The sequence below is a fragment of the Methylobacterium sp. Leaf469 genome, from assembly GCF_001424745.1.
GTDB lineage: Bacteria > Pseudomonadota > Alphaproteobacteria > Rhizobiales > Beijerinckiaceae > Methylobacterium.
The window spans coordinates 1-2343 of sequence record NZ_LMRE01000038.1 but is presented as its reverse complement, the minus strand read 5'-3'; the positions used below and the strand labels follow the sequence as shown (position 1 = coordinate 2343).

Sequence of the window (2343 nt, the reverse complement as noted above, 5' to 3'; positions counted from 1 at the left end):
CCAAAGGCCCAGACCCTTCGTCTGGACCAAACCCGCCGCTGCCATCTTCGACGCTCTCAACCGAACCCCTGAACCATCCGTCTGAGTCAGTGCACTAGCTGCTCAATTTATGCCCCGTGCCGCTGCCAGTACCCCTTCCACGAACGGCTGACAGGCGAAGCCATTGTCAGACCAATCGTGCGGTTGAACGCCTCGCCGTTCGGGAGGCGACGGTTGTCCTCCTTCCAAGCCGCTTCGGCGGCGTACTGGTGAAGGTAGCGGGCCGTCACGAAATGGTGCTGCCCAGCCACCATGCGGCGCAGGCGAGCGAAGAAGCTCTCAGCTTGGTTCGTGTTGGCGCCGTCCGCTGAGTAAGCCTCAGAGTGATTGATGCGGCCAGCGTCGGGGAACTTGGCCTCAAGCTCGTCCCAGTGGGTCGCCTCGTCGGCATAGACCTTGGAGCCGTGCGCGACGTGCTGCTCGGCCAGGGCGACGCCCTCGGCCTCGCGCTTGGCAATGAACGTCAGGGTGCGGCCCTTGCGCTGGCGCATGACGATGACGACCCGGCGCTCAGCGCTCAGGTTCGCCTTGAGGCGACGATCCTTGCGATCCTCCTTACGGTTCTCAGGACGCACGACGCCGCCGAAGTACGCGCCGTCGATCTCGACCTCGCCCTCAAGCCCGTGCCCGGCCGTCTCAGCCGAAAGCGCCTCGCGCAGCTTGTGAGCGAGGACGAAGGCGGTCTTGTAGGACACGTCCAGATCGCGGCCGAGTTGCAGCGCTGACAGACCCTTCACGGCGTTCACGAAGATGGCGACGGCGGCGCACAGGTCCGTGAAGGCGAGCTTCCGGCTGGCGAAGATCGTGCCCGACGTGACGCTGAACTGCTTGCCGCAACCGGCGCACTTGAAGCGACGGCGGGTGCTGATGTCGTAGTGATCCAGGCAACCGCAGGCAGGGCACACGGGCTCGCCATCTGTCAGAGGCCAGCGAAGGCGCTTGAAGGTCTGGTAGGCCGCGTCCTCGCCGCCCTTGTAGATCGCCTTGAGCGAAAGGGTCCGAGCGGCTGAGGAGAGGAGGAAGTGGGAGGCCATTGCCATCGCGTCCAGTGCTTATGCACCGCATATGATGGCATTATTGACCGATGGTCAAGCGAAATCGTATCGCGTATGATGGCATCCGTAATCACATAGGATGCCATTGGCATGACCGAACCCGCCATCGAACCCGTCGAAGAGCATTGGGACGCGCGCGTGAAGGCGCTTCTCAAGGCCGAGCTGAAGAGGAAGGGCGTCACCTACGCCCAGTTAGTCGAGAAGTTGGCGGCTGTTGGTGTCAAAGAAACCGAGCCAAATATTCGAAACAAGCTAGCTAGAGGTAAGTTTACAGCGGTATTTTTTGTACAGTGTCTGACTGCGATAGGATGCCACAACATCGCACTTGATAACTGACGAGCCAAGTGTATAGTAATTATATGAGCAGCCTGCGCGCCAAAGCTGGAGCTTGGTTAGTCGCCGCATTGTCTGGTGGCTTGCTTTGGCTCGCCTTAAGCTATTTAAGTGGAATTAATTACGCGGCAGCTTGGTCGCTAGCTATAATTAGTTTGGCGTGGGCATCAATTTTCCTTTTTGTCAAAAGGTAGTGTTGTTTGTCTATTCATAAACTGAGATGGCGCACTTAAAACTTTCAGTACGGTCCTCTCGGTGGGGGACCAGCCTTTGTCTTTGTATTCCTCGACGGTTTCCAGCAAAACGGTCATCTGCACGTTGCTTTTCATCACAATTGGCAATTGACCGGATAGAACAGCAGCTATGAATGCCTTGTCTTTGACCGGCGCCCCAAACTCTGTTTTCCCAGACTTGAACTTCCAACGCCTCGTACCCTCCTCAAGCACAGGACTGATAAGAACAACCTGCATTGGCTCGGTAGTCGTGCGCTTGCGGATAGGAGGTTCTTCTATTGTACCGTAGCCGCCCCGACTGTGAAATTCAGACCTTGGGACAACATGCACGGGCTTCTTGGCGGTCGATCCGGTAACTGCAGCACCCTTTACTGCAGTGTCCCGCTCAAGCTCAGAAAAAACCGCCTGAGAGTTCTTTTGTCCAGCCTTAGCTTTTAGTGCCCTAGCAACAATTTCTGCAATCTCCTGTTTGTCTTTATCTGAGAGGCTAGAGGCATCTTTTCCATATACCTCTTCCCAAACATGATCTTTGAGCTTGCCTTTGGCAAAATCATAAATCTCATGCCCAATCCAAGTACTAGGGCCTGTCGTCGCCTGAACAGATTGGCTGGGCTTGCGTTTTCGTCTCTCTGATGGAGGAGGGACGATGCTGAGCAACGCGCAATGGGCTGATCTGGAGCCTC

Annotated in this window: 3 protein-coding genes; 1 reads left to right on the top strand and 2 read right to left on the bottom strand. The window is 56.7% G+C overall.

Annotated elements, in window-relative coordinates:
* Positions 1-107: 107 nt before the first annotated feature.
* Positions 108-1073, bottom strand: a complete 966-nt coding sequence (locus tag ASG60_RS16810; RefSeq protein ID WP_056386777.1) for an IS1595 family transposase — start codon at positions 1071-1073, stop codon at positions 108-110.
* 111 nt (positions 1074-1184) lie between these two features.
* Between ASG60_RS16810 and ASG60_RS22210 the strand changes: the two genes are divergently transcribed.
* A complete protein-coding gene (locus ASG60_RS22210; protein ID WP_082531806.1) occupies positions 1185-1430 on the top strand; it encodes a DUF6471 domain-containing protein in 246 nt (81 codons plus the stop codon).
* Between the two features lie 164 nt (positions 1431-1594).
* Here the strand turns inward: ASG60_RS22210 and ASG60_RS22935 are convergent.
* Positions 1595-2343 (bottom strand): hypothetical protein (locus tag ASG60_RS22935; RefSeq protein WP_210168499.1); only part of this gene is annotated, 749 nt, incomplete at its 5' end.

Coding starts and splice junctions, on each gene's coding strand:
- ASG60_RS22210 (WP_082531806.1), top strand. CDS start 1,185: ATGACCGAACCCGCCATCGAACCCGTCGAAGAGCATTGGGACGCGCGC.
- ASG60_RS16810 (WP_056386777.1), bottom strand. CDS start 1,073: ATGGCCTCCCACTTCCTCCTCTCCTCAGCCGCTCGGACCCTTTCGCTC.